The 21,720-nt window shown below is 71.2% G+C and carries 19 protein-coding genes; 10 read left to right on the top strand and 9 right to left on the bottom strand.

Features of this window, described 5'->3' with window-relative positions; all coding sequences use genetic code 11:
• Together MCBMB27_RS16160 and MCBMB27_RS16165 are read right to left on the bottom strand one after the other, a co-directional pair.
• Positions 1 to 1,149 carry a glycosyltransferase gene (locus MCBMB27_RS16160; protein ID WP_075380851.1) on the bottom strand — a complete coding sequence of 383 codons (1,149 nt, stop codon included), beginning with the start codon at positions 1,147 to 1,149 and terminating at the stop codon, positions 1 to 3.
• 91 nt (positions 1,150 to 1,240) lie between these two features.
• A complete protein-coding gene (locus MCBMB27_RS16165) occupies positions 1,241 to 4,438 on the bottom strand; it encodes an autotransporter family protein (protein ID WP_075380852.1) in 3,198 nt (1,065 codons plus the stop codon).
• 431 nt (positions 4,439 to 4,869) lie between these two features.
• Between MCBMB27_RS16165 and MCBMB27_RS16170 the strand changes: the two genes are divergently transcribed.
• Positions 4,870 to 6,498: an inorganic phosphate transporter gene (locus tag MCBMB27_RS16170; protein WP_075380853.1), complete on the top strand. Its 1,629-nt coding sequence runs from the start codon at positions 4,870 to 4,872 to the stop codon at positions 6,496 to 6,498.
• Between the two features lie 79 nt (positions 6,499 to 6,577).
• On the opposite strand, the gene MCBMB27_RS16175 is transcribed toward MCBMB27_RS16170, so the two are convergent.
• Positions 6,578 to 6,826 carry a hypothetical protein gene (locus MCBMB27_RS16175; protein WP_043385309.1) on the bottom strand — a complete coding sequence of 83 codons (249 nt, stop codon included), beginning with the start codon at positions 6,824 to 6,826 and terminating at the stop codon, positions 6,578 to 6,580.
• A gap of 3 nt (positions 6,827 to 6,829) precedes the next feature.
• Positions 6,830 to 7,204 (bottom strand): Ros/MucR family transcriptional regulator, encoded by a 375-nt coding sequence (locus tag MCBMB27_RS16180; protein WP_269466598.1) that lies wholly within the window; start codon positions 7,202 to 7,204, stop codon positions 6,830 to 6,832.
• A 794-nt stretch (positions 7,205 to 7,998) separates the two neighbouring features.
• Between MCBMB27_RS16180 and MCBMB27_RS30575 the strand changes: the two genes are divergently transcribed.
• The gene (locus tag MCBMB27_RS30575) at positions 7,999 to 8,346 is read left to right on the top strand and encodes a helix-turn-helix domain-containing protein (RefSeq protein ID WP_075380854.1); all 348 of its coding nucleotides are present in this window, start codon (positions 7,999 to 8,001) and stop codon (positions 8,344 to 8,346) included.
• 32 nt (positions 8,347 to 8,378) lie between these two features.
• On the opposite strand, the gene MCBMB27_RS16195 is transcribed toward MCBMB27_RS30575, so the two are convergent.
• The 5 genes from MCBMB27_RS16195 to MCBMB27_RS16215 form a co-directional block, all read right to left on the bottom strand.
• Positions 8,379 to 9,707: an MFS transporter gene (locus MCBMB27_RS16195; RefSeq protein ID WP_043352551.1), complete on the bottom strand. Its 1,329-nt coding sequence runs from the start codon at positions 9,705 to 9,707 to the stop codon at positions 8,379 to 8,381.
• 282 nt (positions 9,708 to 9,989) lie between these two features.
• Positions 9,990 to 10,916, bottom strand: coding sequence for a hydroxymethylglutaryl-CoA lyase (locus MCBMB27_RS16200; protein WP_043352552.1), 927 nt, complete (start codon positions 10,914 to 10,916; stop codon positions 9,990 to 9,992).
• Complete coding sequence (locus tag MCBMB27_RS16205) at positions 10,913 to 12,106, bottom strand: CaiB/BaiF CoA transferase family protein (RefSeq protein WP_043352553.1); 1,194 nt, start codon at positions 12,104 to 12,106, stop codon at positions 10,913 to 10,915. Before MCBMB27_RS16205 ends, MCBMB27_RS16200 begins: the two co-directional genes overlap by 4 nt.
• A 100-nt stretch (positions 12,107 to 12,206) precedes the next feature.
• Positions 12,207 to 13,127, bottom strand: a complete 921-nt coding sequence (locus MCBMB27_RS16210; protein ID WP_043352554.1) for a LysR substrate-binding domain-containing protein — start codon at positions 13,125 to 13,127, stop codon at positions 12,207 to 12,209.
• A 27-nt stretch (positions 13,128 to 13,154) separates the two neighbouring features.
• Entirely contained in the window at positions 13,155 to 13,529 is a 375-nt protein-coding gene (locus tag MCBMB27_RS16215; RefSeq protein ID WP_043385305.1) for a hypothetical protein, read from the bottom strand.
• Between the two features lie 214 nt (positions 13,530 to 13,743).
• On the opposite strand from MCBMB27_RS16215, the gene MCBMB27_RS16220 reads away from it, so the two are divergent.
• From MCBMB27_RS16220 to MCBMB27_RS16255, 8 genes are all read left to right on the top strand, one after another.
• Positions 13,744 to 14,379 (top strand): LemA family protein, encoded by a 636-nt coding sequence (locus MCBMB27_RS16220; RefSeq protein ID WP_043352562.1) that lies wholly within the window; start codon positions 13,744 to 13,746, stop codon positions 14,377 to 14,379.
• Positions 14,380 to 14,401: 22 nt separating this feature from the next.
• A complete protein-coding gene (locus MCBMB27_RS16225) occupies positions 14,402 to 15,184 on the top strand; it encodes a TPM domain-containing protein (protein ID WP_075380855.1) in 783 nt (260 codons plus the stop codon).
• Entirely contained in the window at positions 15,174 to 15,806 is a 633-nt protein-coding gene (locus tag MCBMB27_RS16230; RefSeq protein ID WP_043352558.1) for a TPM domain-containing protein, read from the top strand. The genes MCBMB27_RS16225 and MCBMB27_RS16230 overlap by 11 nt, the downstream gene beginning before the upstream one ends.
• A 292-nt stretch (positions 15,807 to 16,098) precedes the next feature.
• Positions 16,099 to 17,409, top strand: coding sequence for a glycosyltransferase (locus tag MCBMB27_RS16235; RefSeq protein WP_075380856.1), 1,311 nt, complete (start codon positions 16,099 to 16,101; stop codon positions 17,407 to 17,409).
• Positions 17,406 to 17,645 carry a ferredoxin gene (locus MCBMB27_RS16240; protein ID WP_043385300.1) on the top strand — a complete coding sequence of 80 codons (240 nt, stop codon included), beginning with the start codon at positions 17,406 to 17,408 and terminating at the stop codon, positions 17,643 to 17,645. The genes MCBMB27_RS16235 and MCBMB27_RS16240 overlap by 4 nt, the downstream gene beginning before the upstream one ends.
• Positions 17,642 to 18,967 carry an NAD(P)/FAD-dependent oxidoreductase gene (locus tag MCBMB27_RS16245; RefSeq protein ID WP_053609134.1) on the top strand — a complete coding sequence of 442 codons (1,326 nt, stop codon included), beginning with the start codon at positions 17,642 to 17,644 and terminating at the stop codon, positions 18,965 to 18,967. Before MCBMB27_RS16240 ends, MCBMB27_RS16245 begins: the two co-directional genes overlap by 4 nt.
• Positions 18,960 to 20,201, top strand: a complete 1,242-nt coding sequence (locus tag MCBMB27_RS16250) for a cytochrome P450 (RefSeq protein WP_075380857.1) — start codon at positions 18,960 to 18,962, stop codon at positions 20,199 to 20,201. Before MCBMB27_RS16245 ends, MCBMB27_RS16250 begins: the two co-directional genes overlap by 8 nt.
• A gap of 295 nt (positions 20,202 to 20,496) precedes the next feature.
• Positions 20,497 to 21,672 carry a zinc-dependent alcohol dehydrogenase gene (locus tag MCBMB27_RS16255; RefSeq protein ID WP_075380858.1) on the top strand — a complete coding sequence of 392 codons (1,176 nt, stop codon included), beginning with the start codon at positions 20,497 to 20,499 and terminating at the stop codon, positions 21,670 to 21,672.
• The last annotated feature ends 48 nt before the right edge of the window (positions 21,673 to 21,720 follow it).

A 21,720-nucleotide genomic window follows, 5' to 3' on the forward strand; every position in this document is an offset into this window, starting at 1 on the left:
TCAGGCCGTCGGCGCGTAGGGACGCGCCTCGGCGGCCCGCCGGGGGCGCACGTCCATGGCGTTGCCCCGCCACACGATGGCGCTCTGCATCCAGGCGCCGAGCCAGATCGCCGGGATCAGGGCGTCGCGCACCAGGAAGGCCGCCAGCAGGCGGGGCGAACGGTGCCAGCCCGCGCGGATCGCGAGCCGGTGCTCGGCGGCATAGCACAGGCCGGCGAGGCCGGCAGCGCCGACGAGGCCCGTGAAGCTGCCGGCGCAGAGGGCGATGAGAAGCGCCGGCAACAGGACACCGCTGCCGATCTCGGGAGCGAAGAACAGCGGGAAGGTCACGCGGCGCAGGCGCGCCCAGCGCAGCTGCCGCGCCCAGACCTCCTGGAAGCCGCGCGGCCCGAGCGGCTGCTCGAACGGGCTCGCCACGAGGTGGACCCGCTTGCCGGCGGCCCGGACGAGCTTGGTGGCGGCCGCGTCCTCGGCGATCTCGGCCGCGAGCGCCTGCAGGCCGCCCTGCGCCTCAAGAAAGGGCTTGTGCCACAGCATGCTCTTGCCCTGCGCGAAGCCCAGCCCGAACGCCTCGGCGGCGTATTGCCAGCGGGCCTGCAGGGTGTTCAGGAAGGCGCATTCCACCTCGGCCATGAAGCTGCCCGGGCGCGCCCCGGCGGGGGTCGAGCAGACGAGGCCGGTATCGTCCCGCCACGCCGCCTGGAGCCGCTGGAGGTAGTCCGGCGGCATGGCCACGTTGGAATCGGCGAGCACCACCCAGTCGTGGACGGCGGCCCGCCAGCCGCGCAGGCAATTGTTGAGCTTCGGGTTCTCGCAGAGGCGCTCGTCGCCGAGGATCAGGCGGGCGGGCACGCGCGGATGGGCCGCGATCAGCCGCCGGACCATCGGCACGATCGGGTCCCCGGGGTCGGCCACGCAGAAGATCAGCTCGTAGGACGGGTAGTCGAGGCGGAAGCTCTGGGTGAGCATCTCCTCGCTGTAAGCCTCGATCCCGTGAAGCGGACGGACCAGGGAGACGGGCGCGCCGTCTGGAAACCGCGACGGCCCGTGGCTCCGGCCGAGGCGCCGGCCCGCGACGCCGATGCTGACGATCTGGACGAGGGCCAGAAGCGCGCCGAGGGACAGGGCCGGCACCGTGGCGTCAAGCATGCGGATCCCTCGATCGATGAAGCGAGCGGTCCGGTCCGCTAGCGGCCGGACCGCGTCAGGCGTGTGACAGAGGCGACGTCGTCCGGCGTGTTCAAAACCGGAGAGTGAAGGTGCCCTTCACGGCCTGATCCTGGGCGCGGGCGCCGGTCTGGCCGGTATAGGCCACGCCCAGGCTCGCGTTCGGCGCCACCGCCAGATCGAGCCCGACCTGCGCCACCAGCGCGTCCCGGTCGATCGGCACGCCCGCGCTCAGGAAGGCCGGGCCCGTGCCGAACCGCAGCAGGGCCGTCGGCACCACGTCGCCGAACGCCCGCCGGTAGCCGACCAGACCCCGCAGCGTCACCGGAAGACCCAACCCCAGCTCCAGACCCGTCTGCGCCCGCACCCCCACGGTCGCCGCGCCCAGATCGTAGTCCCGCGCGACGCTCGCCAGCGCCGCCGCGCCCCCGGTCTCCGCGAAGGCGTCCCGCCGGATGCCGACATACGCCCCGCCGACGAACGGCTCGACGTAGGAGGCCGTCGGCGGCACCGGCACCGCGACGCCGTCCCTCGACACCAGAGCCGCCGGAGCCGGCTGGCCGAGCGCGATCCTCCAGCCGATCTCGCCGAAACCCTGCACCGTATAGCCGCCGCCATGGCCGCTCAGCGTGTCCGACAGCCCGTACAGCACCGCCCGCCGGGTGCGCGTGTCGGTCTCGGCGTAGAGCGCTCCCAGCCGCACCGACAACGGCCCGACCTCATAGCCGCCATACAGGCCGCCGAAGCCGCTCTTGAGCGTGGCGCTCTCCGCCCGGCTCGTGCCGCCGGACCGGCCGGCGCTGTCGAGATACGCCTCCGTGTAGCCGCCGACCACGCCGACGCGCAGCCCGTTCGACACGCGGACATCCGCGCCCGCCGCGAAGCCGGCGATCTGCCGGTCGAGGTTGAACGCGTTGCCGCCGCCCTCGGCCGTGCCGAAGGCGCCGAAGCCCTGGCCCCAGAGGCCGAACACCTGCGGGTCGAGGGTCCGCACCGGCACGCCCGCCACCACCGGCTGGCGCCCCGGCAGGTCGGCCGCGTAGGCGGCCGGCAGGGTGCCGTAATCGAGGCCGGTGCCGGGGCTGCCCCAGCGCAGGCGGTCGAGCACCGCCTCGCGCACGAAGAACGCGGTCTCGTAGGCGGTGGACACGGTGCCGGCATGGATGTCGCCGGCCAGCGCCCGGAAGCCGGCATCGGCCTCGGTGGTGGTGAAGGCGACCGCCGCGTCGAAGAGCCGGCCGCCGCCGGCCGCCTGGACGGCGTTGGCCGCCGCCATGCCGTTGCGGCTGGTGGCTGACGCGGCGAACGGCACGTCGTTGCGGGTGAGGGTCAGGTCGACCGCGTCGGTCCGGTAGCGCAGGCCCGGGCTGAGGAAGGCGAGGTTCGCCGTCACGCCGGCGAACTGGCCCGAGACGCCGCCGGCGGCGGAGAGGATCGTGTAGGTGGTGCGCGGATTGTAGGCGCCCGAGGCGGCCAGCACCTGGACGGTGCCGCCCGACAGGGTGGCGCTGCCGGTGGCGGCGATGCGGTCGGCCTGTCCGGCGGCGTTGGCCTCGACCCGGTAGGTCGAGCCGGCCGCGAAGGCGGCATTGCCGGCGACGGTGAGCGTGCCGATGGAGTTGCCCGGCGCAACCGTGCCCCCCGAGAGCGCGCCGATCCCGCCCACCGTGCCGGAGCCGCCGAGCAGGCCGCCGGCGCCCACGAAGACAGTCCCCGCGATGGTGCCGTTGGCGTAGAGCGCGCCGCCCTGTCCGATGCCGACATCGATGCCGAGGCGGTCGGTGGCGTCCATGCGCAGGGTGCCGGTGACGTTCCCGAAATACCCGGCGGCCGCATAGAGGTCGAGGCGGCTCCAATAGCTCAGGGGGCTGCCGTAGAAGGCGGCCAGCGCGTTGGTCTCGGTGTTGACCAGGATCTGGTTGATCGTGCTGGTGGCGAGCTGGCCGTAGAGGCCGCCGTTGGGCGCGAGGGTCCGCGCGGCGGCGGTCGATCCGCCGTAGAGCGGCGCGAGCAGGATCGAGGCGTCCGGCCCGCCGGCGGGAGCCGCCTCGCGGGGCGCCTGGGCGAAGCTGAGGGTCGGCAGGCCGTAGGTGAGGCGTTGCTGGTAGGCAGCCTGGTTACCGGCCGACGGCACGTAGGGATTCCCGGCCGCGTTGGCGGCGCTGCCCGCGCAGGCGGCGACGGTGTTGCCGCACTGGGCGGCGAGGTAGGCCTGCAGCTGGCTCTGGGCCGCCACGAACTGGGCGGGCAGGTTGATCGCCGTGCCAGTCACCGCGGCGTTGTTGATATAGGCCGGGTTGGTGAAGGCCTGGGCGAGGTCGTAGGTGGCGAGCGCCCGTCCGCCGATGATGTCCAGGGGGTAGTGCACGCCCAGGACGATGCGGCTGTTGGCGTAGTCGGCCGCCCGGGCCAGCATGCTCTGGTATTGCTGCGGCACCAGCATCGCGAGCAGGATGCCGTCGGTGAACGCGTAGGTGGTGTGCCCGCTCGGAAAGGACGGGTTCGTGGCGATGCCGTTGAGCGCGGTCGGGTCGAAGGTGTTGAACCGGGCCGGCGCCGCCTGGACGGGCCGCGAGGAACCGTAGACATCCTGGCCGGCTTGCGTGTTGGTCACGCCGTAGGCGAGGTCGTAGACGCTGTTGGTCGTGTTCGGCAGCCCGTTGGCGGTGGGCAGGCTGTAGCCCGCCGGCGCCACGGCCGGCACCGCCACGTAGTTGGCCGGGGTCACGCTCGGATTGTTGGCCGCGCCGTTGGCATAGTAGTTCTTGGCGACGCCCAGGTTGTTGCCTGTGAAACCGTAGGCACCGGCCAGCAGATTGACCACGCTGCCCAGGGGTCCGCTCGCGCCCTGCTCGACCCCGCGCTGGTAGATCGGGCCGAGTTGGGCACCCAGGCCGCCGACGAGCTGTTGCGGAACGATGCCGTTGATCGGCGTCTGGGCCGGCAGGCCGCCCGCGAGATTTGCAGCCACGCCGTATGTCCCGAGCCCGGCCGAGGACAGGTCGTTGCGCGCCGAGCCCAGCAGGTTCTTGTCGCTGATCGCGAGCTGCTGCTGGGCGAGCCCCGCGGCGGTGTTGATCGCGATCGACTGCGCCAGGTTGAGCTGCAGCGTCTGCTGACCGGTCGCCGTCGTGTTGAGCGTCAGGTACGGCGCCAGCAGATTGAGGACATTGACGTCCGAAGCGGTCGTGTTGGCCGTCTGTGCCTGCGCGCCCGGTCCGAAGGCAGCGACCGCCAACGCCACGATCGAGACGCCATATCGAAATGTCATGCCAACCCCCAAAGCGCGCGGCGATTCAGCCTGCGAGCCGGAGATTTAGCGAACTCTACGCGCTCGCCTTCGTCATAATCCAGTCACAAATCTAAAATCTTACATTTGTATCCTGCCAGCAACAGGATCAAAACTTTGCCGGCGCAAATCATATCATGACTCATCTTCGTCTTAACCTTGCAGCGCGTGCCGTCATGACATGAGGATCGGGGCGATGGCCGTCCGTCATCGCAACGGGCCCGGCACAGACCGCCCATCCTCGGCGGCCCGAACACTGGGACGGCCCGGACACTGGGGACGGGACGAAATCCCGCAAATCGCTTCGGCCGGATGCCGTTGCGCGAGGCTGGACGCGGGATCGACGTCACCCGACCGTCACGGGCACATTTTAATCCCGGCTCACCATCACGAATGATTCCGCGCGAGGGTTCATGTCCGATTCCGCCGTGGCGCCGTCGGGGGCGGTCGCAGGCCGGCAGGTAGGGGGCCCGCGCCTCGACCACGGACTGCATCTCGGCGGGGTGGTCGCCTTCCTCCTCGTGCTGGTGGCGGGCCTCGGCTACGCGGTGGTGAGCCTGATCGCGGACATGAACGCCGTCGGCGAGGCGCCCCTCGCCTACGGCGCCTTCGCGCTGCTCGGCCTCGCCTTGCTGATCGCCCTCGCCTTCGAGTTCGTGAACGGCTTCCACGACACCGCCAATGCGGTCGCCACGGTGATCTACACCCACTCGATGCCGCCGCTCGTCGCGGTGATCTGGTCGGGCGTCTTCAACTTCCTCGGCGTGATGCTCTCCTCGGGCGCCGTGGCCTACGCCATCGTGACGCTGCTGCCGGTGGAGCTGATCCTCAATGTCGGTTCGCATGCGGGCTACGCGATGATCTTCGCGCTGCTGCTGGCGGCGATCCTCTGGAACCTCGGAACCTGGGCGTTCGGGCTGCCCAATTCCTCGTCCCACGCGCTGATCGGCTCGGTGCTCGGCGTCGGCCTCGCCAACCAGCTGATGAACGGCGGCGACGGCACCGCGGGCGTCGACTGGAGCCAGGCCCTCAACGTCTTCAAGGCGCTGCTGTTCTCGCCGGTCTGCGGCTTCGTGCTGGCGGCGCTGCTGCTGCTCGCCCTGAAATTCGCGGTGCGCCGCAAGGATCTCTACGCGGCGCCGAAGGGCGAAGCGCCGCCGCCCCTGTGGATCCGCGGCCTGCTGATCCTCACCTGCACGCTGGTCTCGTTCTTCCACGGTGGCAACGACGGGCAGAAGGGCATGGGCCTGATCATGCTGATCCTGATCGGCGCCGCCCCCACCGCCTACGCGCTCAACCGCACCATGGCGGACGACACGACGCCCGCCTTCGTGCAGGCTTCGACGGCGGCGGGCGCGGTGTTCTCCGCCCGGGCGCCCGGCGCGGAGGTGCCGGACGCCGCCGCCGCGCGCCGGACCGTGACGGAAGCGCTGAAGACCAAGGACCTGAACGCGCCGCCCGTCTACGCCGCGCTGGCGGCGCTCGCGAACGACATTGCCGCCAGCGTGAAGAATTACGGCGCGATCCGCACGGTGCCGGCCGCCCAGACCCAGAACCTGCGCAGCGACATGTACCTCGCCGCCGACGCGGTGCGCGTGCTGCCGGGCTCCGGGGCCGATCTCTCGGAGGCCGACAAGGCGACCCTCAAGCGCTACGCGGGCCTGCTCAACGACGGCACGCGCTACATCCCGGGCTGGGTCAAGGTCTGCGTCGCCCTCGCCCTCGGCCTCGGCACCATGGTCGGCTGGAAACGCATCGTCGTCACGGTGGGCGAGAAGATCGGCAAGACCCACCTGACCTACGCGCAGGGTGCCTCGGCGGAGATCGTCGCGGCCGGCACGATCGGGCTGGCCGAACTCTACGGCCTGCCGGTCTCGACCACCCACATCCTGTCATCCGGTGTCGCCGGGACGATGGCGGCCAACGGCTCGGGCCTGCAGATGGCCACCGTGCGCAACATGGCACTCGCCTGGATCCTGACCCTGCCGGCGGCGATCACCCTCGCGGCCGTGCTGTTCTACCTCCTGCGCCACATGTTCTGATCCGGCGTCTGGCCGGCTGGCCGGAGACCGGGCGTCATCCCATGGGGAGCAGCCCGGTCTCCGGCTTCCGTCGGCCCCCTCAGGAACCCGCCATCGCCCGCACGAAGGCCAGGCAGGTCCGGCGCGCGGCCGGATTCTCGATCGCCACGAACGCCGAGACGAGGTCGGCCGCCTGGGCGATGGCCGCGTCGGGCCGGTCGGCATCCGGGAAGAAGCTCGCCACCGGCACGTCGAGAATCCCGGCGATGCGGTACAGCGCATCCTTCGAGGCCGCCCCGGGGGGAGGCTTGTGGGTCCGGGCGGGACCCGGGGACGAGGCGGGCACCATCACTCACCCCGCCTTGTGGCCGAGCTGGATCGCCCGGGCGATCTCGGAACGCCGGGCCGCATAGCCCGGGGCGACCATCGGGTAATCGGCCGGCAGGCCGTACTTGGCCCGGTAGCGCTCGGGCGTGAGGCCGTGGGCGGTCAGGTGGCGCTTCAGGGTCTGGTAGGCGCGGCCGTCGATGAAGCTGATCAGGCCCGCTTCCTGGATCGAGGCGTCGACCTGCTCCTGGCTCAGGCCGCCTGCCCCCGAACCCGATGGGTCGCGGCGGAGGACTGCGATCGCCGAATGCACTTGGTCGATGAGAGCCGGCAGGGCCCCGACGTCGATCGCGTTGCGCGAGACGTAGGCGGCGACGATGGCGCCGACCTTCTCCAACATGAACGTTGAACGGGCTGCGCTGAGGTTATCCATAGGAGACATCACCATTGAAAGGCCTGGCACCATGCGCCTGATCCACGACTGCCGGTCGGGGTGAACCGGGACCGCGGACGCGGATCAGGGTGCCGGATCGAAGGCCGGAGAATTGCTACCTCAAGTTGATATCGCACCAATTCTTGAGGTTGCAGATAATATACAATATGAGCGGGCCGGGGTTTGTCCGTGAGCGCGAGGTTTTTTGATCCGTCGCGCAGGGCGATCGATCCTCGAATTGGTTACCGCGGCATTCACTGTTTTCGGCCGCGAAGATCGGCATCCGAACCCGTTTTCGGCGTCGGCAGCCGCCTGTCGGGCTCCAGCCCGGGACGGTTCACCGGTGCCGTCTGCCGGGTCCGGGCACGGCCGTGCGGGATCTGCTCCGCCCGACGACGTCCCGCAGCCGACCGCTCTCTGCCCCCATCTCGGCGTCGCGGGGATCGATCCGTGCAGACTCTGTTCTCAACCGTCGGTCTTCCACCGCAGGACAGCGTCCGACGGTGGCGGGAGATCATCTCCGACCCCCTCATGACGGTCGAGCTTCGGACGCTCCGAGCAGAGCCTTTTGCGGCCAGGCGGGAACGCGCGGAGGTCGGTTCCCTCGTCGTGGTCGATCGTCAGCCGCTGGTGGTGATGACGGAGACGGACAGTCGCCGGATCCTGGATGTGCCGCGCGACCGTCTGGAGCGCGGCTCGGACCGGCCCGGCTCTACACGGCCCTGACCGTCGGCGCCGATCGCGCATCCGCAAGCCTGGCAATGAGCGTCTTCAGCGAGCTGATCCGTGTCCGCGACCGTCTCGGGGCAGCCGCAGCCGCGCGCATGACGGAGATCGGCATCGACTTGATCATCGCCGGTCTCTCGGAGCGGCTGGCCCGGGAGGTGCCCCAGCCCGTCAACGGCAGCGTCGTGGTCCAGCGCGCCAAGGCCCATCTGGAATCCGCCGCCCGGCGGCTGGCCGATCCGGCCTGCGCGCACCTGTCGATCGGCCTGCTCGCCTATGGCTGCGGCTTCGCCGGCCAAGCCCACTTCGTCCGCCGCTTCAAGGAGCGCCACGGGGCAGCGCCCCGCGCGTATCGGCAGGCGGCCCTGGTGGGCGTCCCGTAGCTCGTCGGCCCGGGACGCCCGATGCGGCCGGATCAGGCCGCCCTGTCGCTCCGGCGCAGGCTCGCCGGCATGGCGAAGAGCGCGAGCCCGGCGGCGACGAGGCAGAGCACCCCGATGCCGTACAGGGCCGGCGTCGTCGAGCCGGTCAGGTCCTTCACCCAGCCGACCATCACCGGGCTGACGATGCCGCCGAACTGGCCCAGCGTGTTGATCAGCGCGATCCCGCCCGCCGCGCCGACGCCGGTGACGAGCTTGGCCGGCAGCGTCCAGAAGGTCGGGATCGAGGCGACGATGCCGGCGCCCAGCAGGGCCAGGGCGAACATCAGCGGCACGATGTGCTTGTCGAACAGGCCGGCGCCGAAGAAGCCGAGCGCCGCCGTGATGGCGAGACCCGCGACGAATTTCGGCCGCTCGCCAGAGGCGTCGGAGAGACGCCCGATCACGACCATGCTGATCGCGCCGCAGATGTAGGGAATCGCCGTGAGGAAGCCCACCGAGGCCGCCTGGCCGCCGCTCGCGGTCTTGATCAGGTCCGGCCCCCAGAAGTTGAGGCCATACGAGCCGATCTGGAGCAGGAAATAGATCAGCGCGATCATCAGGAAGCCCGGCTGCCGGATCGCCCCGAGGAGCGAATGGTCGCCGATCTCGCGGTTGTGGTGGGCGATGCGGCTGGACAGGAGCGCCTTCTCGGGCTCCGAGAGCCAGCGGGCGTCGGCGATCCGGTCGTCGAGGCGCGTCAGCACGAGCAGGCCGAGGACGAGGCAGGGCAGGCCGCCCGCCAGGAACAGCCATTGCCAGCCGGCGAGGCCGCCGACGCCGTTGAGGCCGCCGAGGATGAGGCCCGCCACCGGCGCGCCGAAGATGCCCGAGAAGGCCGAGGCCACGAACATGAAGCTGGTGATCCGCCCGCGATGCGAGGCCGGGAACCACAGGGTCAGGTAGTAGAGGATGCCCGGCGCGAAACCCGCCTCCATGGCGCCGATCACGAAGCGCAGGGCGTAGAAGTGCCATTCGCTGCGGATGAAGATCATCAGCGCGGTGGCGATGCCCCAGGAGATCATGATCCGGGCGATCCAGCGGCGCGCCCCGACCCGGTACAGCATCAGGTTCGAGGGCACCTCGAAGATCACGTAGCCGACGACGAACATGCTCGCGCCGAGCCCGTAGGCGACGTTGCTGAAGCCGAGGTCGCTCTGGAGCTGGAACTTGGCGAAGCTGATGTTGATGCGGTCGAAGAACGCGAACATGTAGCAGATCATGATCAGCGGCATGAGCCGCCACGCGACCTTGCGGACGACGCTCGTCTCCGTCACCGCACCGGCCTCGACGGCGGCCGGCGAACCCGACAGGGCTGCGGTCATGGTTTCCTCCGTGTTGTTGTTTTCGGACACGTGGTGGGGGGCGCCGCCTTCGGACGGGCGGCTTGCCCCGGGTGAGCTCAGAGCCTGTTCGACTGGGCTCCTCCAACCCGCGCCCTCATCCTGAGGTGCGGCGAAGCCGTCTCGAAGGAGCCCTCCGGTCCGAAGCGCGATGCCTGAAGACCTCCTTCGAGGCCTCCGCTGTGCTCCGGCACCTCAGGATGAGGGCGCGACCAGGATCTCCCTCGCGTGGCGCGGGATCGCGGCCGCAGGGTCAACGCACTCTCAGGCGGCCTTGGCCGGCGCCGGGTGGAGATCGCAGGGGCGTCCAGCCTTGGCGACCTGGCCGGGCACGTCGTGGCCGACGAGGCGAGGCAGATCCCGCGACAGGCCGATCAGCGCCGGAAGGTCGAGGCCCGTCGGCACGCCCATCTCGTGGGCCATGCTGACGAGGTCCTCGGTGCAGATGTTGCCGGTGGCGCCGGGCGCGAACGGGCAGCCGCCGAGGCCCCCGAGCGCCGCGTCGAAGCGGCGGGCGCCCGCGTCGTAGGCGGCCAGCACGTTGGCGAGGCCGAGACCGCGGGTGTTGTGGAAATGGAGCGTCAGGCGCCCGGGGCCGACCAGCGGCAGGACCCGCGCGACGAGGCGGCCCACCTGCCGGGGATTGGCCATGCCGGTGGTGTCGGCCAGCGTCACCCCGTCGATGCCGAGGGACAGGTAGCGCTCCACTTGCGCGACGACCTTGTCGACCGGCTGGTCGCCCTCGAACGGGCAGCCGAAGGCGGTCGCCACCGTGGCGTTGGTGCTGACCGGGGCGCCGCGCACCGAATCCATGATCCGGGCGAAGCCGGCGATCGAGTCGGCCGGGCTCATGCCCATGTTGGCGCGGTTGTGGGTCTCGCTCACCGAGGCGACGAGGTTGATCTCGTCGACCTTGGCGGCGAGCGCCCGCTCGGCGCCCTTCGGGTTCGGCACCAGGGCGACGTAAACGGTGCCGGGCCGGCGCCGAATCCCGGAAAAGACCTCGGCTGCGTCGGCGAGCGCCGGCACGGCCTTCGGCGAGACGAAGGAGGAGACCTCGATCCGGCTGAAGCCGGCCGCCGCCAGGGCGTCGATCAGGCGGATCTTCTCCGCCGTCGGCACGAAGACCGGCTCGATCTGGAAGCCGTCGCGGGTGGCGACTTCCTGGACGATCAGCGTGTCGCCGCTCATGCCACGGCTCCCTTCTCGCGCAGCGCGGCGATGCGCGCCGGGTCGAGACCGAGCTCGGCGAGCACGGAATCGGTGTGGGCGCCCAGCGCCGGCCCCTGCCAGCGGACCTCGCCGGGCGTGTCGGAGAGCTTCGGCACGATGCCGGGCATCTTCACCGCGGTCCCGCCGGGCAGTTCCGCCTGCAGGATCATGTCGCGCGCCTGGTAGTGCGGATCGGCCACGATGTCGGCCACCGAGTAGATCCGGCCGGCCGGCACGTCGGCGGCGTCGAGGACGGCGAGCGCCTCCTCGACGGTCTTGGTCTTCGACCAGTCGGCGATGGTGCCGTCGAGCATCGCGGATTGCTGCGAGCGGCCCTCGTTGTTGCGCAGTGCCGGGTCGTCGGCGAGGTCGGGCCGGCCGATCGCCGTCATCAGGCGGCGGAAGATCGGGTCGCTGTTGCCGGCGATGACCACGTAGCCGCCGTCCCGCGTCGGATAGGTGTTCGACGGGGTGATGCCCGGCAGGGCGCCGCCGGTGCGGGTGCGGACCTCGCCCAGCAGGTCGTATTCGGGAACGAGGCTCTCCATCACGTTGAACACGCTCTCGACGAGCGAGACGTCGATGACCTGGCCCGCGCCCTGTCCGGTCTTGACCCGCAGCAGAGCCATCAGCGCGCCGATGACGCCGTGGAGCGAGGCCAGGGTGTCGCCGATGCTGACGCCGACCCGCGCCGGCGGAGCCTCCGGGCTACCGGTGGTGAAGCGGATGCCGCCCATCGACTCGCCGATGGCGCCGAAGCCGGGCCGGTCGCGGTAGGGCCCGGTCTGGCCGTAGCCCGAGATGCGGACCATCACGAGGTTGGGGTTGAGCGCCGAGAGCACGTCCCAGCCCAGCCCGAGCTTCTCCAGACCGCCGGGCCGAAAGTTCTCGACCACGACATCGGCGCTCTTGGCGAGCTGCTTGACGATGTCGAGGCCGTCCGGAGACTTCAGATTGACCGCGATCGACTTCTTGTTGCGCGACTGCAGGTACCACCAGAGCGAGGTGCCCTCGTGCATCTTGCGCCACTTCCGGAGGGGATCGCCCTCACCCGGGGGTTCGACCTTGATGACCTCCGCGCCGAATTCGGCCATCAGCCGCGTGGCGAAGGGCGCGGCGATCAGCTGACCAAGCTCGAGAACGCGGATACCGCTGAGCGGACCGGACACGGCTTTCCTCCATCTTTGGTTGCCTGGAAAATACGGCCGTTTCCGCCGCGAAGTCCAAACGCCATGCATCATCGTGCGTTCGCGAGCGGAGAACGCAGACTCAGCGCCCGGCGGCCCGGAGATGGTCCAAGAGGAGCGCCGCCGCCGGGGATACCGGCCCGGGCCGGACCACGAGGCGCAGCGTGCGCGCCGCCCAGGGATCGGTGAGCGGCACCGCGGCGAGCCGCATCGGCGGTCCGAGCAGGGCGTAGACATGTTCCGGGACGGTCCCGAGGCCCAGGCCGACCTGCGCCATCCGGCAGATGGCGTCGAAGCTCGGGACGTGCATGCGCAGACGCAGGGGCCGGCCGAGGCGCCGGGCCTCGTCGCGCAGGGCGGCGTAGATCGAACTCTCCGCGTGCAGCCCGACATGGTCGTAGTCGAGGGTATCGGCCAGGGCGACGGCGCCGCGGCGGCTCAACGGATGCCCGACGGGCATCACGAGGACGAGGCGGTCGCTTCGGTACGGGTAGGCGGTGAGGCTGCGGGTGTCGGTGTTGTCGGCACAGAGGCCGAGATCGGCGAGTCCCTCCTCGACGCCGGCCACGACGCCGCCGCTCGGGCGCTCCTCGAGGTCGACCCGGATCCCGGCCTGCGCCGCCAGGAAGGCCTGCAGGTCCTCGGGCAGGAATTCCACGATGGCCGAGAGGTTGGCGAGCACCCGCACGAAGCCGCGCACGCCCCGGGCGTGCTCGGCGAGTTCCAGGGCGATCTGCTCGGCGCTCGCCAGCATCCGGCGGGTGTGGTGCAGCAGGGTCTCGCCCGCCGGCGTGAGCCGCATGCCGCGCGGCTCGCGGGTGAGCAGGGTGCAGCCCAGCGCGTGCTCCAGCTCGGCGAGGCGCTTGCTCACCGCCGAGGGCGCGATCGCCGCCCGGCGGGCCGCGCCGTTCAGGGTCCCCTCCGCGCAGATGGCCGCGAACAGCCGGAGGGTCTTCAGGTCGAGGCGGCTGAGGGTTGCGGCCGCGGGCAGGTCGGCGGACATCCGGTGACGGCTCGGTCAGGCGTGCCGTCAGTCGCGGGATCCGACCGGCTGGCCGTAGGTGCCGAGACCGGCCTTGGCCCCCTCCCGGTTGACGAGGCCGAGCCGCAGCACCGCCTGTTCCAGGTAGTCGATCGCGTCGACGAGATGGGCGCGCGCCTCGGCGATGCTCTCCTCGCCCTCCTCGACCGGCGTCTCGGCAAGCTTCACCGCGGCGATCAGGACCCGGTCGCGTTCGTCCTCGATCCGTGGGTCGCGGGCGAGGTGGCCGCGGACCCGGGCGTCGAACGCCTCGATGATCGACCAGGGCAGCGCGTCCTTGCCGGAGGGCGCCCGGTACGCCAGGGCGTGGCGCCGCGCGGCGGCGCTGGCGGCCCGGACATGATCGGCGAGTGCTGCATCCATTCCCGGTCTCCGCGGCGCCGCGCCGATGGGTCCACCCGATGACCGACCCGAGGTCCGAACGTGCGCCGACCCGGTCCGTTGCCGAGGCCCTTACCGGGCGGCACCACAATCCTTCAAGGCCGAGGACGCGGGGACCTTACCTTGGCGGTTCCGGCGCTTATCTCTCGTGTTCGTGATCAAGCGGCCGAGTCTCGGCCGGCAGATGGGGGACGATATGGGAACGACGCTGACGGCCGGTGCGGGGCGCCGGACATCGCCTGCGGCGCGCCTTTTCGGCGTGCTCTCGGTGATCCTGGTGGCCGCGGGCCTCTCCGGCTGCGGGGCGGTCAACCGGGTGCCGACGCTGCAGGAGCAGGCCAAATCCGCCTGGAGCGAGGTGCAGAACCAGTACCAGCGCCGGGCCGACCTGATCCCCAACCTCGTCGAGACCGTGAAAGGCTACGCCCAGCAGGAGAAGGACGTGCTGATCGGGGTCACCGAGGCCCGCGCCAAGGCCTCCAGCGTGAAGGTTGACGCCTCCACGGTCAGCGATCCGCAGAAGTTCAAGGAGTATCAGGACGCCCAGAACCAGCTCTCTGGGGCGCTCGGCCGCCTGCTGGTGACGGTGGAGAAGTATCCCGACCTCAAGTCGAACCAGAACTTCCTCGCCCTGCAATCCCAGCTTGAGGGCACGGAGAACCGCATCGCGGTGGCGCGGCGCGACTACATCACCGCCGTCCAGGCCTACAACACCGAGGTGCGCACGATCCCGGGCCGCTGGATCGCGGCGATCCTGTATCCCGACGCCAAGCCGATGGAGACCTTCACGGCGACGCCGAACGCCGACCGGCCGCCGAACGTGAAGTTCTAGGGTGCGGCACCGGGGGCGGACCATGCCCGTCCGGGCGCGCCTCGCCCTGTCGCTCGCCGTCCTGGCAGCCTGCCTGACGGTCTCCGCGATCGGGGCGCTGGCGGCCGAGCTGGCCTTCCCGGCGCTGACCGGCCGCGTGATCGACGCGGCCGGCATCCTCACCCCGGAGCAGCGCGGCAGGCTCGACGCCAAGCTGAAGGCGCACGAGGACAAGACCTCGGACCAAGTGGTCGTTGCAACGGTTCCGAACCTGCAGGGCACGACCGTCGAGGATTACGCCAACCGCCTGTTCCGGGACTGGAAGCTCGGGCAGGCCAAGACCAACAACGGCGTCCTGCTGCTCGTGGCGCCGAGCGAGCGGAAGGTCCGGATCGAGGTCGGCTACGGCCTGGAGGGGGCGCTGACCGACGCCCTGTCCAAGGTCATCATCGCCAGCGCCATCACCCCGCGCTTCAAAACCGGCGATTATTTCGGCGGCCTCAATGCCGGCGTCGACGGCATCCTGTCGATCCTGTCGGGCGACGCGCAGGAATGGCAACGCAAGCCGCAGGTGCGGGCCGACGAGGTCGATCCCGCCCAGGTCGCGGTCTTCATCGCCCTGTTCCTGATCGTGCTCTTCGTCGCTTGGCGCATGAGCCGGAGCGGAAGAACGGGGCGGGGCGGCGGCCTCGTCATCCTGCCGGGCCCCGGCTCGGGCGGATGGGGCGGCGGCTTCTCGGACAGCGGATCGTCGGGGGGTTTCGACGGTGGTTTTTCCGGCGGCGGCGGCTCGTCGGGCGGCGGAGGAGCCTCCGGTGACTGGTAGACGCGCGGATGTTCTGACGTCGGAGGCGCGGGCGCGACTCGCCCGCGCGGTGGCCCGGGCGGAAGCCGGGACATCCGGCGAGATCGTCGTGATGGTCAGCCGGCGCGCCGGCGCCTATCGCTCCGTGATCCTGCTCGCGACCCTGGCGGCGGCGCTGCTCCTGCCCTGGCCGCTGATCGCCCTGACGGCCTGGAGCGCCGCGTCGATCCTGCTGGCGCAGGCGGCCCTCGTGGCCGCGATCCTCGTCGCAAGCCAGAACGAGCGGCTGCGCATGGCCCTCGTGCCGCGCCAGCTGCGCCGGGCCCGCGCCCGGGAGGCCGCCCGCCGGGCCTTCTGGTCCCGGGGCCTGAGCCTGACGCGCCGCCGCACCGGCGTACTGCTCTACCTGTCGCTCGCCGAGCGGCACGCGGAGATCGTCACCGATCTCGGCGTCCTCCGGGAGATCCCGCCCACCGCCTGGGACGGGATCCTCGCCGAGCTGGTCCCGGCCCTCGGTCGCGGCGCCGTCGAGGATGGCCTGACGGCGGCGGTCGAGCGTGTCGGCGCCTGCCTGGCGGAACATCTCCCCGCGGAGCCCGGCGACCCGGACGAGTTGCCGAACCGGGTGGTCGTGGTCGACTGACGGCTTTCCGGTCCGCTGCCGAGGACGGCCGCCACGGCCGGTGCGCCCCTGCCTTGGACAGGCCGCGCGCGCCTCGTGGCATCCGACATTCGGATCTTGCGCGGTTGTTCGGCCGGGTGCGATGGTGCGGTGCCGCACGAAGCACCCTCCGGTTGTGTAACTGCGCAGGCCCGGCTGCGATTCCCCCTGTGAGTCCGGCGCGCCGGGGGCCACGGGGCCGCTGCGCATGAAGGCGCCGGCACCCTGATCCGAAGCGCCGCCGGCTCGACCGGCTGCGCTCGAAGAGGCCGTGATGAAGATCCTGATCGCCGCGACGCCGCTCACCGGCCACGTGAACCCGCTCCTCGCCATCGGGCGGACGGCTGCCGCCCGGGGGGACGACGTCCTCGTTCTCACCGACCCGGCCTTCCGGCCGAAGGTGGAGGCGGCGGGTCTGCGGTTCACGCCGTACGCGGACCATGATGCGGCCGCGTACCGCGAGACCGAACTGCCCGCCGGCCCGGAGCGCTACCGCCGGGAATTCAAGCGCCGCTTCGTGGATCCCATGCCGGTCCAGGCCGCCGCCCTGCGGGCGCTGATCGCCGCCGAGGCCCCCGACGTGATCCTGGCCGGCAGCATGTTCCTCGGGGTGCTGCCGCTGCTCCTCGATACCGCGCCGCGGCCGCCCATCGTGACCGTCAACGTCAGCTTCCTGTTCCTCGACCGGCCCGACCACGCGCCCGTGGGCCTCGGCCTGCCCCCGGCCCGCGACCGGGACGACCTGGTCCGCTATGCCAGCCTCAAGGCCGGCATGGACGCGGCCTTCGTCAACCCGGTGCGGGCCTATACCGACGCGACGCTCGCGCGGCTCGGCCTGCCGCCGCTGCCGGCCTCGCTGCCGCATTCCATCGTGATCCTGCCGGACCTGTTCCTGCAGCCGACCGTGCCGGGCTTCGAGTACGATTACGGCACCCTGCCCTCCGGCCTCCGCTTCATCGGCCTGCTCCAGCCGCCGACGCCGCCCGCGCCGCTTCCGGACTGGTGGCCCGAGCTGGAACAGGCGAACGCGGCGGACCGGCCCGTCGTGCTGGTCACCCAGGGGACGCTGGCCAACGCGGATTTCGGCGAGCTGGTCGAGCCGACCCTCGCGGCCCTGGCCGACCGGGACGATCTGCTGGTCCTGGCCACCACCGGCGGCCGTCCCGTGGACGCGCTGACGGGTCCGGTCCCGGCCAATGCCCGGGTGTCGTGCTTCCTGCCGTTCCGGGACTTGCTGCCGCGGGTGAGCGTGCTCGTCACCAACGGCGGCTACGGGAGCGTCTCGCAGGCCCTCGCCGCCGGCGTGCCGATCGTGTCGGCCGGCCTGACCGAGGACAAGGCGGAGGTGAACGCGCGCATCGGCTGGTCCGGCGTCGGGATCAACCTCGGGACCAACGCACCGAGCCCGGAGGCCATCGGCGCCGCGGTGGGGCGCGTGCTCGACGAGCCCGGCTTCCGGACGCGCGCCGGGGCGCTGCGGGACGCCTTCGCGGCCCGGGACGCCATGGCCTCCATCCTGACGGCGGTGGACGACCTCGCACGGTCAGGTGCCGGCGGCGCAGGCCGTCTCGCGAGGTCGGCATGAAGCCGGCCGCCGGCGCCGGGGCGCTCCGGGTCGTCGTCGACCTCAACCGCTGCCAGGGCTACGCCCAGTGCTGCTACGCCGCACCGGAGGCCTTCGCCATCCGCGGCCATGAGATACTGTTCTACGATCCTGCGCCGCCGGCCGACCGGCGCGGCGCCGTCGAGCGGGCCGTCGAGGCCTGCCCGGTCCGCGCCATCAGCCTCCAGGCCGGCCCGGATGACGGAGACGCCCCGTGACCCCCGAACCCGCCGGCATCGTCGTGGTCGGGGCATCCCTCGCCGGCCTGCGCGGCGCCGAGGCGCTGCGGCGGGGCGGCTATGACGGCCCGCTCACCCTGGTCGGCGCCGAGCCGCACCGCCCCTACGACCGCCCGCCCCTGTCGAAGCACGTGCTCGCCGGGGAACTCGCCGCCGACGCCACCCGGCTGCCGGAACTGACCGACCTCCACGCCCGCTGGCGCCTCGGAAGCCCGGCCGTTTCCCTCGATCGGGCGGCCCGCACCCTTCGGCTCGCCGACGGGTCGGTCCTGGCCTACGAGGCCCTCCTCATCGCTACCGGCGCCGAGGCCCGGCCCTGGCCGGCCGAGACCGGCGGCGGGCTCGCCGGCCTCTTCACCCTGCGTGGGCGCGACGATGCCGCGGCTCTCCGGGAGGCCCTGGTTTCGCGCCCGCGCCAGGTGCTCATCGTGGGCGGCGGCTTGATCGGCTGCGAGGCGGCGTCGTGCCTGCGCGATCTCGGCCTGCCCGTGACCCTCGTGGATCCGAATCCGGCGCCCCTGGCTCGAGGCCTGGGAAGCTTCGTCGGCGGGGTGATCGCGTCGTGCCTGCGCGACGCCGGCGCGGCGTTCCGGCCCAACACGATGGTGCACGCCTTCGAGGGCGATGCGGCTGGGCATGTGGCACGGGCCCGACTGGCCGACGGCAGCACGATCGAGACCAACCTCGTCATCGCGGCCCTGGGGGCGACCCGGGCGACAGGCTGGCTGCGGGGCGCGGGCCTGAAGGCGGATGCCGGCGGGGTGACCTGCGACGCGGCCTGCCGGGTCCTCGACGCCGACGGGGCGCCTTGCCCGGACATCTACGCCGCCGGCGACGTCGCCCGGTGGCCGATCCCGCTCTACGGCGATCGCCTGATCGCGGTGGAGCACTGGGGCAACGCCGTCGAGCAGGCGGCCCACGCCGCGCGCAACATGCTGGCCGGCCCCGGCGACCAGCGCCCCTACGCGCACCTGCCGGCCTTCTGGTCGAGCCAGTTCGGGATCAACATCAAGGTGATCGGGCTTCCCGAGGGCGCCGATTCCGTCGCGGTGGTGCAGGGGTCTCGGTCCTCCCGGCGCTTTCTCGCCGTTTACGGCCGGGCCGGGCGCAGCATCGCGGCCGTCTCGTTCGATCAGGCCCGCTGGCTGCCCGCCTACGCGGAGGCGATCACGGCCGGCGCCGCCTTCCCGCCGATCATCGACGCCACCGACCAGCCGCGCGTTCAGACCGCCGCCCCGGGCTTCCCGTCTCCGCGCCAAGCCGCCCCGGCGCGCCCATCCACCGAGACCGTCGATGTCTGACGACGCATTGTTCGCCGCCGTGATGGATCCGGCAAACCGAGCCGATCCGTACCCGCTCTATGCCCGGTTGCGGCAGCGGCCGGTCTCCCGCCAGCGCGACGGCAGCTACGTCGTCTCCACGCACGCGGCGATCCGCGGATTGCTGTTCGATCCGCGGCTCAGTTCCGAGGATCTGCCGCCGCCCCGGCGTCCGCGCACCGGCAACCCGCTCAAGGACCTGATCCTCAATCCGATCAAGAACCGCATCAGCGCCACGCACCGACCGTTCATCTTCCGCGACCCGCCGGACCATGACCGGCTGCGCAGCCTCGTCATGCGGGAATTCTCGATCGCGCGCGTGCAGGCCCTGCGGCCACGGATCGCCCGCGAGGTGGACGCCCTGATCGATACATGTCGGGGACGCCGGGAGGTCTGCCTCGTCAGCGATCTCTCCTATCCCCTGCCGGTGACGGTGATCTGCGAATTGCTCGGCGTTCCGCGGGAGGACGAGCCGCGGTTCCAGGCCTGGGCGACGCAGCTCGCCACCGCGGTGGAGCCGGACGCGCGCCACGACGACGCGACCCGCCGCAAGATCGTCGGGGCCTTCGACGAGATCGCCGCCTACATGCGCGACCTCATCCGCGAGAAGCGGCGGCGCCCGACCGACGACATGCTGAGCGGTCTGGCCGCGCCCGGTCCGGACGGCCGCAAGCAGCTGAGCGATTTCGATCTCCTGTCGACGGCGGTCCTTCTGCTGGTGGCAGGCCACGAAACCACCGTGAACCTCATCACCAACGCCATGCTGACCCTGCTCCGGCATCCCGAGCAGCTGGAGCGGCTCCGCGCCGATCCCGAACGTGCCCTCCGCCTGATCGAGGAGGTTCTGCGCTACGAACCGCCGGTGCATTTCCGGACCCGCAAGGCCCTCGGCGCGATCACGGTGGCCGGCGAGACGATCCCGAAGGGCGCGCCCGTCATCCTGCTCTTCGCCGCCGCGAACCGCGATCCGGCCCGGTTCGACGCCCCCGACCGCTTCGATCCGGACCGGTCCGATATCGAGCATTTCGGCTTCGGCGGCGGCCTGCATTATTGCGTCGGCGCGCCTCTGGCGCGGATCGAGGCCGAGATCGCCCTGGTGGCGCTGAGCCGCCGCCTGATCGCCCCGCGTCTGCCGCAGGATCCGCCCCCCTATCGCCCGGGCGCGTCCCTGCGCGGTCCGGAGCAGCTCCCCATCGGCATCGACGGGATCGCCTGAGGCAGGCAGACCTGGCACCGTCTCGAACCGTAAAAGGGCGGTGAACACCGCTGTTTCACGTGAAACATTTGTAAACCTCTCGTCCTGAGCCGGTCCAGCAGCCCCGCCCAGCGTGAGATCGACGGCCCTGAACGTGTCGGTGGCCACAACGCTGCGGCCCGGCGGCCCGAGGGTTAGGCTGTCGGCGAGGCGATTCCCAAACGCGATCCCGGGGAACTTGGCCGTACCGCCGACGGCTTTACCCGGAAGGCGGCCGAGCCGGCCGCATTCCCGAAAGTCTTCGGAGATCCTCGCGATGAAGGCACTGTGCTGGCACGGCCGCAACGACATCCGCTGCGACACGGTCCCGGTCCCGGTCATCGAGGATTCCCGCGACGTGATCATCAAGGTCACGAGCTGCGCGATCTGCGGCTCGGACCTGCACCTGATGGACGGCCAGATGCCGACCATGAAGAGCGGCGACGTCCTCGGCCACGAATTCATGGGCGAGGTCGTGGAGGTCGGGAGCGGCTTCACCAAGTTCAAAAAGGGCGACCGGATCGTCGTGCCCTTCAACATCAACTGCGGCGCATGCCGCCAGTGCAAGCTCGGCAATTACTCGGTCTGCGAGCGCTCCAACCGCAACGCCGAGATGGCGGCCGCGCAGTTCGGCTACACGACGGCCGGCCTGTTCGGATACTCGCACCTGACCGGCGGCTATGCCGGTGGCCAGGCCGAGTATGTCCGTGTGCCGATGGCCGACGTCGCGCCCATGAAGGTGCCGGAGGGCATGGACGACGAATCCGTCCTGTTCCTCACCGATATCCTGCCCACCGGCTGGCAGGGCGCGGAGCATTGCGAGATCCAGGGCGGCGAGACGATCGCGGTCTGGGGCGCCGGCCCGGTCGGCATCTTCGCGATCCAGTCGGCGAAGATCATGGGGGCCGAGCTGATCATCGCCATCGAGACCGTGCCCGAGCGCATCGCCCTCGCCCGGAAGGCCGGCGCCACTGACATCATCGACTTCATGAACGAGGACGTGTTCGAGCGAGTCAAGGAGATCACCAAGGGCCAGGGTGCCGACGGCGTGATCGACTGCGTCGGCATGGAGGCGAGTGCCGGCCATGGCGGCCTCACCGGCGTGCTCTCTGCCGTCCAGGAGAAGCTGACCGCCACCGAGCGGCCCTACGCGCTGGCCGAAGCCATCAAGGCGGTCCGGCCCTGTGGGATCGTCTCGGTGCCCGGCGTCTATGGCGGACCGATCCCGGTCAACATGGGCTCGATCGTCCAGAAGGGCCTGACCCTCAAGAGCGGCCAGACCCATGTGAAGCGCTATCTCGAGCCGCTGACCAAGCTGATCCAAGAGGGCAAGATCGACATGACCTCCCTGATCACCCACCGCTCGCACGACCTCGCGGATGGGCCGGACCTCTACAAGGCCTTCCGCGACAAGAAGGACGGCTGCGTGAAGGTGGTGTTCCACCTGAACTGAGGCGGCGCGCTCCGGCCGCCGATCGGCCGGGGCGTATCCCCGTATGCC

This window comes from Methylobacterium phyllosphaerae (genome assembly GCF_001936175.1).
Lineage (GTDB): Bacteria > Pseudomonadota > Alphaproteobacteria > Rhizobiales > Beijerinckiaceae > Methylobacterium > Methylobacterium fujisawaense.